This is a genomic window from Candidatus Paceibacterota bacterium, assembly GCA_028718635.1.
Classification (GTDB): Bacteria; Patescibacteriota; Minisyncoccia; order Phycocordibacterales; family UBA9973; genus UBA9973.
This window is the reverse complement of the sequence record JAQULK010000001.1, coordinates 264,443-277,189: the sequence shown is the minus strand read 5'-3', so window position 1 is coordinate 277,189 and position 12,747 is coordinate 264,443. Positions and strand designations below refer to the sequence as shown.

Below are 12,747 nucleotides of genomic sequence, written 5' to 3'. Positions count from 1 at the left end.
GGTATTATTTCCTTCGTAATTGCCAAAGTATGAGATCAAGCATCTTAGCTTTCGTTAGGCTGGAATTTTGTGTTGTATTAGTGAAAGGATATTCAGAAACAAAGCGATCAAATAAATTATCTGCACCTTTTGTGGTTATAAATTCTTCAAACATTTCTGACAATTTTTTGTACAAATTTTCAGTTTCATTAAGTCGCTCTGATACATCTTTCAGTCTGCTTATTTTTTGAGATTCCTTTTCAAGAGAAAGATTTTTTAGTATCCACTTATCTATTACAGGTAAATCAGGATTAAGAGTTGCTAAAAGCTTACTGGAAAATGACGGCTCTATTTTATTTGTTTTTGTATACACTCCTTCAAGTGTTTTCTTGAAATCTCTGTCTTTTATTTTTAATGTTTCAAACAAATTAAAATATTCTTTTTTCCAAGCGCTATCTCTATTTCGATCAAAACCATAAAAATTACTAAACATTTCTTGGAACAAGATATCTTTGCTTGTATCCGTAATATTAACGCTTCGCTGAATACTTAAATACTGTTTTAGACCCTTCTTTAATTTTGCCAAGATTGGTTTAATTTTTAATTCGTTGATTGTGAGATCCGAATTGAGTAGCCCATATTCAAGAAATAAATCTTGAATTACACTCTGTTGTGTTTTCATTTTTTGTAGCGAGTTTTATTAGTTGCCTAGAGAGACAAAAAGCCCTCCGCCGGGCGATGGTCTTTCGACCACCCATAACCGTTTCCGATTATGACTCGCTACAAGTACCCTGACGAAGGGTTCTTTATCTTGTAGCGAGTTTTCATAAGACCATATCCTAAAGATTTTAGGGGTTAGGTCAACTTTATTAATTTGTAATGAGATTATACCTCTTTTTTAGAGGTCTTGCCATCCTAGCTTAGATCATAGGATTTGTGTAGTTTAGTTACCAACAGCTGAATCTGACGAGTCCTTATTTTTTGATAGGTGTTGTTCGTCAATTTGTGATATAAAAATCTCAGCGAGTCGTTCAGCACCTAACTCAATTGTTTTTCTTTTTTGTATTTCTGAGGGAGTCGGTTTTTTAAGTTTTTTTGTTTTTGGCATTTTGTTTTTAAGACTTAAAAAATATTCGGCAACTTTTTAAGTTCCTTTATCAATGCTTCAATTGGTATTGTGTGATGAGGAGTATCTTCTTTTGTAGCGATGTGTTTATACATTCCCTCAATTCTTGGTGCAATAGTTGGTGCAGAAAAAATACCATGAGTAAAATACTGAGTACCGATTTTCTTTTGAAGGTTCATTATGTGATCGTGCACGGAACCTCCTTCCGCAGACCACTGCATTGCATTAGCCCTTATTGTTGTAAGTTCTAGAACATAAACATTTTGTTTTATAAAAAAATATACATCCGGATATCCTTCTTTACCACCCAATGCTGGATACATAATTCCAAATTCATCAACCCGACCATTCCATATAACATCATCGATTTTACCTAAGTCTTTATACTTTTGAAGTAATTTAAAAAATAAATATTCTAGTCGGCCACCCCTAAGTTGGGCAGTATTAAAATTATTCTTACCGGTAATTGAACTAACTATAGATATATGATGACCATATAAAGAATCATAATCTTTACTAGCTATAAGCTCTAAAATTTTCTTCTCTAATATTTCTTGTGTATCATCTCCTTGTATAGCTTTTTTCACCGTGGGGAGTAAAAATTTAATAGTATCTGATTTAATTTTTTTCTTTTCAGAGTAAAAAAGTGTTGCATCACTAAAACTAAAAAAATCAAATTTATACTCTTCATTTTCAAAAAGAGCGGCGCCAAAGGATAAAGAACCCGAAACAACACCAGAAGAAGTTTCTTTATTTTCGTGGTTATAAACACGAACATAGCATTTTTCAGGTAAGTTAATGTGAACATTAACAAGTAATGGTGGCCGTATTCTTTTGAAATCACCAAAATATTCAATCCAAAGTCTTAAATTATCTCCAAAATCAAATGGTCTAATATTTTTGTATTTTTCAAGGATTAAAAGTATTTCTTCTTTTTTATCTACTTTTATACATAAATCACTAGATTTTCTTTCACATAAACCTGTAGCAACACAAAGACCAATATAGTAACCTGCGGTAGGTGCTTGTACTAAAGTAAGATTACCAACCTCAGTATTTTTAAAAGCATCAATTTCTGCTTTTCTTCGTTTCTCTGGTAGTTGTCTAAAAGTTTTAATTTTTTCAATAATTAATTTATACTCATCTTCCTTTTTCATTGAGAAAACAATGTATCCTAATTCTTCCTTCGAAAGGGATTCGAGTTCTAATAAAAGTTTTAAGGTAACACGAAATGGGAAAAGAAGAATATTTACACAATCCTCCTTTATTACAGGATTCGTAATTTGCAACTTATTCATTTGGTGTTCCACAACCTTAGATTCCAAAATTTCTTTTCCATTACCAGAAACAATAGTTAAATTTTTTCCTAAACCCAAAACGGAACCGTGTTTTTTTATTAGCTCAAAACCTGCATTTGTTACATGTATTGTTGAAGGTGTTGTGGAATTATCGATAACAATAAAACCTAAATATTTAATTAGGGCCTCTAATGTTCTTCTTGCTGATGGAGATAAAGGTCTACCTCTTTTAGTTAAGCCATGTTTCCCAAGAAGAGTATTAAAAGCTTCTTGTTTCATTGAAGTCCAAGATTTTCCATTAAAACTATCTTGAGATAAGATTTCTACAGAACCAATAATTTGATGGATATTTTGTCTCTTTGGTATATGCCAAATTTCTAAACTCCTTGTTCGTGTCATAAAATTATTTTTCAAAAACTAATACATAGTCTTTAGGGATAAATCCACCTCGACCAGATCTTGGGATACGAAGGTATCTATTTCTTATTATATAAGAAAAGACAAGCTTCTTTTTATATCCTACATCTTTTGCTATTTTTAACAAAATACTAGCTGTATCAACATCAAATCCTCTTATTTTACTGTTTCCTACAACTATGCAATAATATCCTCCTTTTTGAAGAGAATCATGTATAGATTTTAGATTTTCTGTCATTGCCTGAAAATACTTAAAAGTAATCCATGCTCTTTTTTTGTCTAATAAATATATTTGAGCCAATACAGAATCAAGTTCTTTAATTCCATATGCAGGAACTTCTTTTAAAGTTTTTACTTTTTCTGAGCCAATCTGATGATCATAAAGTTCATCTAACTTTTGTTTACTAAAACCATCAAGCCAAAAGTTTTCTAGCTTTAAGGAACGAACATAATCGAAGGCATTTATATAAGGTGGTGATGTCATTGCTAAACTAACCTTATTAAAATAGAGAGATTTTTTATCAACACTTCTTGCGTCAAATCCAATTATTTTTACCTCTGCTTTTGATTCATCTGAAAACTGCTTAATTGAATCTATATACTTAATTAGGTTTTTATAAAATTCATCAAACACAATAACGTGATCTTTTTTTATTTTAGTTGAAATATACGGTTTAGGTGATTGATTATCCGCCTTAGAAACTTTTCGTATTATAGAAGCCAATACAATTTCAAGAAAGTTTTTTACCTTTTTATTCTTAAATTGAGTAAAGTTTTTTTGAATTAGAAAACGAATAAGTGCGAGATCTTTAATTGTAGACTCAGAAAACCAGTAATTAATTAAATCCCTATCAGGAACAAACTCCTCAATCTTATTTTTTAATTGATCAGGCTTTTTTATTGTTATTTTATAATCAGAGATAAATTGATCAATAATAGAAAATTCTCTATCATAAAATGGTGTGGTTTTAACATTACTCAATAATTTACTTAATGGATCAATATCAATACCATAACTAGGATAACCTAACAAAGAAGCTTCTACGAGAGTTGTTCCTGAACCCATAAATGGATCTATTACACCATATTTTTTTGTATCAGTTGAAGCATAATTTTCTATAAACCAACGTGGGATATGTGGTATGAATTTACATGGGTACTTAAAAATGCCATGAGTAAAACTTGAAATACCAAATGCTTTTATTAAAAAAACATCCCCGTCTTTTGGTTTTGCTGGGATATTAGTTACTTCTATAATTTTCTCTTTTTCATCTTTTTCCATTTCTATTTTTTTTCCAAGTAAATGATACTTTCTCTTAAGTAACCACGGTATTTTTCGGTTTCTTTGTATTGTTGTGAACTAGTAATAATGTTACGAGCAACATCAATTGAAGAAACCTTAAAACCTAAATGCTTAGCGAATTTTGCTAATAATAGATCAGTTGGGATAACTATTCCTCCATATGCAGAATTACTAACAATAATTACACAAAACCCATTCTTTTTTAATCCTTTATATATTTCAGCCATTGAACGAAACATATCATTAAAGTATGCTTCTATCATCTTTGGAATTCTTTTATCCCAAAGTTTTTTTAAAGAAAGTTCCTTCACTAATGCTCCTAACTCTGGAACGCTTTTTACTGCAAGCTTAGATTCTATTTCATATCCATTTAAATGAGATCTAATACCTTTCTTTCGTAAAACTTTTAAATCAGAGTATTCTTTTACAAAAGAACCCATCCAAAGTTCTACTTTATATATTTCTGTATAGTCAAAACAATTAGCATAAGGGGGTGAAAAAATAACACCTTTTATAGAATTTTTTTTTGTGTATTTATTTAAATTAAAACAAGAGTCTTCAATGACCTCTGTATCTACCTTGTTAGATATCTTAACCGCAAAATCTAAATCATTTTTTATATTATCGATTGCCTTAAAGAATATTTTTCTTACATACTCCTGATCTCGAAGTGTTTTTTTAATAGTTTTACGGAACTTTAAACCATTACCAGCTTTTTTATAATTTGATGCTTCTTCAAGAATACCCAACCAAGCGAGCATCAGTAAATTAGAAACTTTTTTATTTTTTATTTTATTAATTTTATCTTTTAAAGTTAAAAGATAAAATAGTGCTTTTTTTTCAAAAAGTTGTTCAATTGTTGAAAGTTTTGGAATATCAACGTTCTGTTTACTTGTCACTTTTTTAAGTTCAATTACATTTTCATTAAATATTAAAATATCTTGTTTTTTATAATCTTGAGTCTTTACTTTTGCTAAAAATGCAGAAAAAGGATTTATCTCAAAACCAATGCTGTTACATCTATTTATTTTGGCTTGTAAAAGAGTACTTCCACTACCACAAAAAGGGTCGACTATTAGGTCGCCTTGTTTTACATTGTACTTAGTAAGAACTTGATCAACTAGCTTAATCGAGTATCCTTCCTTGTAGCGATACCAGCTTTGTATTGGTAAATCTAAATCAGAAGCATAATTAACAAGACTCTTATATGTTGCAGAGTTAATTTTTGGATAATTGATATTAAATTCTTTTTCAAAAGAAAGTAAAAATTTATCGTTAAAGTTCTCCATAAATAGTTAATTCATTTTAACATTATTTTTAATGATTCTAAAGCTTTAAAGTTACCAACAGTACCAACCGAGACGCTCTGGACTCCTACAGGGCTTTGCGTCATTCATTAGGTATATATGAATACGATGCAAATGCCGACTGGAGTGACGGTCAAACAAGCAACTCCCATAAAGGTAAAATACTGCCTTTATGCAAGAAAAAGCACTGAGTCTGAAGAACGGCAGGTTTTGAGCATAGACAGCCAAATTAAGGAGATGTTACAACTCGCAGATCGTGAGGGATTAGAGGTTATTACAATGAAAAGAGAATCACATAGTGCAAAAGAAACCGGACAACGACCAGTCTTTAACGAAATTATTGAAGAACTAAAGCAAGGAAAATTCAATGGAATTTTGACGTGGGCTCCTGACCGCATCAGTCGTAACGCGGGCGATCTTGGGAAAATTGTAGACTTAATGGATGCGAATTTATTGCAAGACATCCGAACATTTGGTCAACGGTTCATGAACTCGCCAAACGACAAATTCATGTTGATGATTTTATGTGGACAAGCAAAACTTGAAAATGATAATCGAGGAATTAATGTGAAGCGAGGGTTGAGAACAAGAGTAGAGATGGGGTTATGGCCTGGAGTGGCACCAACTGGATATCTTAATCAAAAACTTATGGATAAAAAGTGTCAGGTAATTATTGATCCTGATCGTGGGCATATCATAAAGAAAATGTACGAAAAAGTTGCATACGATAAATGGTCCGGCAGAAAGGTACATCAGTGGCTTAAGTTTGAATTAAATTTCAAGACAATAGGAAATAAAAACCTAGCACTTGGAAATATTTACCGAACTTTGATGAACCCATTCTATTATGGAACATTTGAGTATCCAAAAAAATCAGGTAATTGGTACGCAGGCAAACATGAACCAATAGTCACTAAAGAATTATTTGAACAAGTGCAGGCACAATTAAAAAGAGACAATATTATACGACAAAGTCATGAGTTTGCCTTTACAAAATTAATGACCTGCGGACTATGTGGCTCTGGAATATCAGCTGAAGAGAAATACAAACAACTAAAAGATGGAACGGTAGCTAAGTATATTTACTATGGATGCGGAAGATCAAGGGATCGACATTGCAAGAACCCATATATGAGGGAAGAAGAATTAATTGATCAACTCCTTATTAGTCTAGATAAGGTGGATCTGAATAAAATTGGGATACAACATAAATTTGAGGATGAATTGAAGCGGCATAATAGATTTCAAAAAGGAGTATTGGGAGTCCAAAATTCAAAGACTAAGCACGAAGACATAGATTTAAGAACTTATGCCAAGTATATTTTTAAAGAAGGCACCAATCAAGAAAAGCGAGAGCTGATGGGATGTTTTAAGTCTAAAATAAAAATTACTGTAAAAGTTCTTACTTTGATTGATTAATTTTTTTACTTTTTAAAAGGATAGCTGTAGTTTTGTTTGTATATATTCTCACGTTTTTCAATTATGCTTCTATGGTCAGTTCGGTGTATGTCATCTAAATTTTCTGGCCAATATTGTCTTTCGCCCCAAGTGACAATAAGCATCTTTTTACCGCTCTCTTTTAATATAAGATCAACTAAATCTTTTCTTGCATAGAGTAGGTTCTCATGTGTGCCATATTGATTTCCTACAGAAACAGGAATAGCAACAACTTCTCTCTTGGCGTTCAAGATATTGAATGATGCTGGAGCACAATGCAGTTTATATTTTTTTACTATTTTCTTACTCAATAAATGTAGTCCGGTTGTATCGTTATCTTTAATGTAGGTGTAATCCTTTGATACAAACCATCTTGCAAGACGCTGTATTGGTATCTCTTCATATATAGTTTCTGTTTTAAATTCTGGTAGTGATTGTTTCTTTTGGACAACTTCCTTTTCTCCAAAGAAAGCGAATCGGATAGAATGGAACCTTTTTTCTTTTTCCGTAAGTTTTTTTTGTATTTCTCCTCGTTTAATTTTGATATATAAATTTGGATCTGGTGTATTTTTCTCTCTCCATCCAAGCTCTCCTGCAAAAACTTCTCTGGTTTCAGGTAGAGAAGGGATATTATCATTTCCTGGAAATGGAGTCTTTGCCATGAATTCCTCGATTTTTTTCTCATTTACCTCATTTACAAGAATACCATAAATAAAAGTTGTGACTTTTCGACTTTTATTTGTATTTTTCTCCCCAATAATTCCATCAACTAAAATCCAAGGGCCTGGAAGGCCATCAATCTTATCAATTTCTAAATAATTGGAAATATCAGGAGGATTTTTCTGAACCATCCATTTCTTAATATCTGTTGGACCAGAGGTCAGATCTTTTGAAAATAATTTATTTCGTTTCGGTGTTTGTGGAAAACTAGCATCTACTTCAAACTCACTGTTTCTCCCATCTTCTGTGTACCACCAACGGTCCAACTTCTTTTTATCTAGCTTAATACCTAGCATTTCATGATATGCGATAAGAGAATATTTTTCTCCATATCTTTCTATTTTTCCAGCATAGTTTTGAGGTCCATCGTATCTTGTATTACGAACAATTTCTTTATCAATTTCGCCAAATTTTTCAAGAGAATAGCCAAGCTGATAAAGTCGCCACATCATGTTTTCTTTTAGACGAATGTAATTCTTGTCCTTATCATCATAAGCTTGACTACCAACAAGGTGTCTTAAAGTGTCTTTTTCAAACTCCCACCCTAAAGGTGAATTACCATCTCGATATTTGCCTTCATCCTTGTCTAGGTTGCGACCCCATTTGCGGGTGCCACCGTCAGTATAGGGTGGTCTAACACGTCTTATTTGAGCAGGTGAAAGTAATTTCTCATTATGATATAACGCTACCTCAATAATACCTCGAACATAGTCTCTGATGAGAACATTTGTTGAACCCAACTTAGCTCCTTTTTTAAAAAAAAGAGCATAAATAGTTTTAGCATTAGGAAATAAGACTTTTGAAATTAGCTTTTTATCTAGGTCCTCAATCGCCATTGCAATTCCATACCCTACGGATAGAATTCGTTCTCGGATATAAGGGTCGTTTATGTGTATAATTTCTTGAAGAGATTTAAAAAATTCCTCCGGATGAATCTTGCCAACAATATACAAACACCGTGTAGCTCTATTTCTCAGTAATTTAACGTTTGTTCCCAACGCCCATGATAATACTGTAATTACAGAAGCAGCTTGGTCAGCCGTAATTTTTTCAAGAGTTTGATTTTCAATCCAAGAAATTAGTTTATATATACTGCCTGAACCATATTGTTTTCTTACATATTCAGACCAGATTAAATCTCTATCAGTAAGCGAGAATTTCAATAAATATTTGTTGAGCATTTTTGAGTTAAAGGGATGGAATGGTTTTGTGGCTGTTGCAACAAATAGGTTTAAAAATTCCCGAGAAGAGTTTTCGTAACGTAGAAGCGTTTTATTTATATAATCAACTATAGACTTTTTGATTAGTCCTTTAGTGTTTAGGAAATTCTCAGGCTTCCTCCAATATAAGCTTTCGATAAAAGCTGACATGATTTGAGAATCAGCCTTGAGTGTTTCTGGTATGTAATCAATTAAGTCACTTTCTGTTAATTTTGGATTTTTCTTTATTCTTTCTGGAAATTCAACCATCAGAGCTTCAATCAATCCTATGTTTCTTAATATACTTTCTTCTGAAGAAAAAAGGTTACCAAGAGAATTTGAAGCATGGAGACTAGCTGTTATCTTTTTGCTGTCAAAAAATCCCCCCAAGAGATATCTTGCAATTATATGGTCACTAAATTTATGAAAAGAGAATTTGAATACGTCAAAATATTTTTTTGTTTGATCATCCCAAGCTGCATCTCGAATTAGTACTCCTTCTTCTATTAAAATTTTTAAAACTTTTGAGCATGTTATGAATGAATACTTATTATTAGATAGGTCTTTAATAACCTGAAGCACTTCGTTTTCTTTGAGATACTGTTGTCCGTTAATTGCCATTACCTTGGCGATATTCTTTATAAGACAATCTCCAGATTTATGCCAAATCCAAGATTGCTTTATAAGAATTTTGAATTTTGATGTGTGTTTCTTTACTATCCATTCTTCTTTCGAGATATAGAAATCTTCCAAGATTTTAGTCATTCCCACTTGACCCAAAGCAAGGTCATTAATCCCTTTTACTACCTTTGCTTTCCCACCTTTAATATCTCTCGCCGTTCTACAAAAACAACTAAGGAATAGTGGGCTACTAAACTCGGATATAAGAAGTGGCACTTGAGGTAAAGATAAACCGTAAAAATTAAAGAATGCAGTCATGGCCTCTAACTCGTTGTCTTGAAAACCTTGATGATATTCCGTTATTATTTTTAACTTTTTTGGAAGGTATAGAAACTGGAAGGGTACTCTGCATGTCATCACTAACCCAACCCAATGATAATTCTTTACCTCGTGAATAAGTTTATACACTCCCGATTTCCAACCTCGTCTGTCAGCTTCATTTATTGCGTCAACAATTATTAAAGCCCTTCGATTTGCTTTTTTACCTCTTTCATTAAGTTCATTTAAAATCTTTTTCTTAGATCCTTTTATTGAGACGGCGCTGAATATGGCACCAAGAGAATCTTGAATGTCTAGAAGTTTTTCACCTAAAACAATCACAGTTGGCGGAAGTTCATTTTCAAGGCGGTTTTTAGTTATATCACATACCAAATGTGTTTTCCCCATTCCTGCCTGACCAAGGATGAGCAAAAAAGGATTATTTAAAAGTTGTGCCTTGTGACTTTTTGCAAAATAATCTATTTCTCGAATACCTCTACTAAATTCTCTGAGATTATGCTCAAGGCTTTTAAGTTTTCTTAATTCGTCCGACTGGCTATGTCCAAAGTACTGTCGGTTCTCAGTCTTTGCTTTTTCCCTTTGTTCATCATCCTCCTTTCTCTCAAAATCCCATATACTCCTTTCAATAGGAGAAAAATAGGGAGAAATTTTTTTTGTTGCTAGAATGATTGATTTTAAATCAATCATTCTAGACTGGTCCTTGCCAAATTTTTCGGTGGTTACTAGGAAAAATTTTCCAAGAGCTTGAATTTTTTTGAGATTCTTTTTTATAACGTCGTCTTTATATTCTGAAGTTTTTAGGTGACTGATTGATTTATATGCACTTCTTATTTTTTTTCTAAATTCTTCAATTTCCTCAAAAATCTTCTCAGTCCTACCAATACCATCGAATACATCTTTTATTTCCAATTCAACATTTATATCGCTGGTATAGCGAGGACCAGCTGCATCTTTAGCGTCCCTCCAAATTCTTTTTTGCAGCTTTTCGGTTAGTGATACTTTCTTCATACTGAGTAAAGTATATATTAAAAACCAATAGTTATCACACTAAAGAAAGTGTCGAGCATCAGAGTCTTCCGATACTAAATACTGACTGCGGAGAGAGAGGGATTCGAACCCTCGGTCCTTTTAAAGGGACGACAGTTTAGTAAACTGTTGGTTTCAACCACTCACCCATCTCTCCTAAACTTAGGAAGAGTATAACAAAAAAATGAAAAAAGAGCAGTAATATGCTAGAGTAAATAAGTTCAACAGGAGCCGTGTCAGAGTGGTCTAACGTACCTCTTTGCTAAAGAGGCAGGGGCTTTAAAACCCCTCGGCGGTTCGAATCCGCCCGGCTCCGCAAGCAACAGATAGCACGAGATGCTTAGATTTTAAGCTTGTTTTTTGTGCGTAATTGCCAGCAATATTTTACTCTTCAAACATCCCAATAGCTCTCTCTTCTCAATATCACTCCTGTTTCTTAATATATCTGGCATATCCTCGCACGACTCCAAAAAACTCATTCAAATCTGAAGATCCTCAAGGCTTGAGCGACGTACCAAACTGCCCGCAAACAAAAAACCACTCCGATTTACGGAGTGGTTTTTTGGAGCAAAAATTATTTTCTAGAAAACTTGGAACATACAAAAACAAGATATACTGCAGAAATGCCCACTAATACATATATTATACGAGAAAGAACAGACATGTCGCCAAATATTGTGGCAACAAGGTCAAAATTCATAGCACCTACGAGACCCCAGTTAAGACCTCCTACTATCACCAAAACGAGCGCAAGCCAGTCGAGAACATTAAGTTTATTCATAATTTTAATTTAATTTTTTTAACTTACTTGTGTGTTTCGACCATAACACTTTTATACTTCAATCATAGCATAGTTCGACACAAAAATGGTATAATTATGTTAATAAACTATGGCAAATACAACATTGAATTTTTTAGGACTCTTTATTTTTATTTCCGGTTTTATTATTGGACTCGGAGCTGTGACAGTCATCGATATTCACGGCTTTCTCGGAAGAAAATCCTCCTATTGGACTGAAGCGACAACACGAACGCACAAGGTTACAAAACCTATGATTTGGGTTGGAATTATTCTTGCCACAATTGGTGGTTTGATTTTCTACCGCCATCAATCTTTTTCGGGTATTCCACTCATTCATTTCATTACCGCGCTTCTCCTCATTACTAATGGCTATTTTCTTTCTTTCAAAGTCAGTCCATTTTTACTGCAGCGTGAAAAAGAAGGACGATCGGGAGAGCTACTGCCTGCATCGTGGCAGAAGAAAATCATAATAAGTCTCATTGTCTCAGACATCGGTTGGTGGGGCGGACTTATTTTACTTGTGGTGTATATAGTAGGTAATTAAATTATGAAACCTAAGCACAGGATAAAAGTAGTTATAGTAAACGACAAATTCCAGAAGGGCTATAGATATGAAATTTCTGAACCAGTTGGCAGAAATTTTCACTCTGACTTCAAGCCAGAACTTACACCGAAGAAAATGCTTAAGCTTGGTGTCTTTGGAGGCAAATATATGACCGACTGTAGAAGAGAATTCCCTAAAAGCTGGTTTATCCATGCCAAGCTGTCACCAAAGCACCACGACGATACGCTTAACTATTTTCACAAACATGCCAGCCAACCACTTAAGGTGTGGGAAGAGAAAGGATGGATCAATGAAGAACATGATCCGCGCGGATGGTTCCAGTGGTATGGCCGGTATTATATGGGTAGAAGATTGCCAGATGAGGACGAGCGCCAGATCAAGCGATGGAAAGCAATAAGGCGGCACGTCGCCCAGATCGTTAAGAACTGTAGAGTAAAAGACCTTGCTTGCCGTCCAGGACAAAGGCAGGCACTTTTGCATTGGGCCTATGACAGCACTAAGATTTAAAAAAGGAATGTTACAGATAGCTGTAACATTTAAAATTTATCCTGTGTCATTTTTGTCATTTTTTAGCTCGCACGAAACGTATCCTTGTGGTAAAAGACAAA

The 12,747-nt window shown here is 33.4% G+C and carries 10 protein-coding genes and 2 tRNA genes; 4 read left to right on the top strand and 8 right to left on the bottom strand.

Translation table 11 applies throughout. The annotated features are described in order from the left end of the window. Positions 1-4 precede the first annotated feature (4 nt). The 5 genes from PHT16_01495 to PHT16_01475 form a co-directional block, all read right to left on the bottom strand. Positions 5-661, bottom strand: a complete 657-nt coding sequence (locus PHT16_01495) for a hypothetical protein (protein ID MDD5721103.1) — start codon at positions 659-661, stop codon at positions 5-7. 261 nt (positions 662-922) lie between these two features. Continuing rightward, the gene (locus tag PHT16_01490; GenBank protein ID MDD5721102.1) at positions 923-1,087 is read right to left on the bottom strand and encodes a hypothetical protein; all 165 of its coding nucleotides are present in this window, start codon (positions 1,085-1,087) and stop codon (positions 923-925) included. A gap of 14 nt (positions 1,088-1,101) precedes the next feature. Next, positions 1,102-2,817 (bottom strand): AlwI family type II restriction endonuclease, encoded by a 1,716-nt coding sequence (locus PHT16_01485; GenBank protein MDD5721101.1) that lies wholly within the window; start codon positions 2,815-2,817, stop codon positions 1,102-1,104. Beyond that, the gene (locus PHT16_01480) at positions 2,807-4,102 is read right to left on the bottom strand and encodes a DNA methyltransferase (GenBank protein ID MDD5721100.1); all 1,296 of its coding nucleotides are present in this window, start codon (positions 4,100-4,102) and stop codon (positions 2,807-2,809) included. Before PHT16_01480 ends, PHT16_01485 begins: the two co-directional genes overlap by 11 nt. A 2-nt stretch (positions 4,103-4,104) precedes the next feature. Beyond that, positions 4,105-5,412 carry a DNA methyltransferase gene (locus PHT16_01475; GenBank protein MDD5721099.1) on the bottom strand — a complete coding sequence of 436 codons (1,308 nt, stop codon included), beginning with the start codon at positions 5,410-5,412 and terminating at the stop codon, positions 4,105-4,107. Between the two features lie 117 nt (positions 5,413-5,529). Here PHT16_01475 and PHT16_01470 point away from each other — a divergent pair, with 117 nt between their 5' ends. Beyond that, positions 5,530-6,849, top strand: coding sequence for a recombinase family protein (locus tag PHT16_01470; protein ID MDD5721098.1), 1,320 nt, complete (start codon positions 5,530-5,532; stop codon positions 6,847-6,849). A 5-nt stretch (positions 6,850-6,854) separates the two neighbouring features. Here PHT16_01470 and PHT16_01465 read toward each other — a convergent pair whose 3' ends face one another. Together PHT16_01465 and PHT16_01460 are read right to left on the bottom strand one after the other, a co-directional pair. Then, the gene (locus PHT16_01465) at positions 6,855-10,754 is read right to left on the bottom strand and encodes a hypothetical protein (GenBank protein ID MDD5721097.1); all 3,900 of its coding nucleotides are present in this window, start codon (positions 10,752-10,754) and stop codon (positions 6,855-6,857) included. Between the two features lie 88 nt (positions 10,755-10,842). Continuing rightward, positions 10,843-10,929, bottom strand: a tRNA-Ser gene (locus PHT16_01460). A 70-nt stretch (positions 10,930-10,999) separates the two neighbouring features. Between PHT16_01460 and PHT16_01455 the strand changes: the two genes are divergently transcribed. Continuing rightward, a tRNA-Ser gene (locus PHT16_01455) sits at positions 11,000-11,088 on the top strand. A gap of 258 nt (positions 11,089-11,346) precedes the next feature. On the opposite strand, the gene PHT16_01450 is transcribed toward PHT16_01455, so the two are convergent. Next, positions 11,347-11,553: a DUF378 domain-containing protein gene (locus tag PHT16_01450; protein MDD5721096.1), complete on the bottom strand. Its 207-nt coding sequence runs from the start codon at positions 11,551-11,553 to the stop codon at positions 11,347-11,349. A 109-nt stretch (positions 11,554-11,662) separates the two neighbouring features. Here PHT16_01450 and PHT16_01445 point away from each other — a divergent pair, with 109 nt between their 5' ends. Both PHT16_01445 and PHT16_01440 read left to right on the top strand, forming a co-directional pair. Beyond that, complete coding sequence (locus tag PHT16_01445; protein MDD5721095.1) at positions 11,663-12,118, top strand: hypothetical protein; 456 nt, start codon at positions 11,663-11,665, stop codon at positions 12,116-12,118. A 3-nt stretch (positions 12,119-12,121) separates the two neighbouring features. After that, the gene (locus PHT16_01440; GenBank protein ID MDD5721094.1) at positions 12,122-12,646 is read left to right on the top strand and encodes a hypothetical protein; all 525 of its coding nucleotides are present in this window, start codon (positions 12,122-12,124) and stop codon (positions 12,644-12,646) included. Positions 12,647-12,747 lie beyond the last annotated feature (101 nt).